The sequence below is a fragment of the Ferrovum myxofaciens genome (genome assembly GCF_000735045.1).
Taxonomy (GTDB): Bacteria; Pseudomonadota; Gammaproteobacteria; order Burkholderiales; family Ferrovaceae; genus Ferrovum; species Ferrovum myxofaciens.
Map to the genome: position 1 here is coordinate 1 of NZ_JPOQ01000442.1, position 517 is coordinate 517.

The 517-nt window shown below is 55.3% G+C and carries 1 protein-coding gene; it reads left to right on the forward strand.

Annotated features, from left to right (window positions below):
* The coding region (locus IV91_RS0114460; RefSeq protein WP_031599536.1) for an outer membrane beta-barrel protein at positions 1-517 on the forward strand (517 nt) is incomplete at both ends.

The following is a 517-nucleotide window of genomic DNA, read 5'->3' on the forward strand; positions in this document are numbered from 1 at the left end:
TGCCAAGTTGTTCAAGGCCTCCAGCATCGATGTCTCCGGCTATCTGGATGCCGGGTACATCGGCCACAACCAGATGCCTGATCCCAATGTTCAGGTGTTTGATACCAGTAAAAATTCCTTCAGCCTCAACCAGGCCTCCATCACCATGTCTCAAACTCCCAAGGAGGGGATGGGCTGGCTGGTGGATTTGATTGCCGGGAGTAATGCGGGGTATCTGTGTTCCTACGGGGCCTGTTCCGGAAATAATCTCAACCCGTACAATTCCACCATGGGTTCAGGGGGGAACTTTGACCCCACCCAGGCGTACATGCAATATGCCACTGGACCCTGGACCCTGATCGGCGGGAAGTTCAATTCCATGTCGGGGGTTGAAGTCCCCAACAGCGTGGCGGATACCAACATTACCCGTTCCATCCTCTATGGCCACAGCCCCTTTACCCATACGGGGGTGCGTGCCGTGAACGCTTTGACGGATGCCACTACTGTAACCATGGGGGTCAACAATGGCTGGGACCAG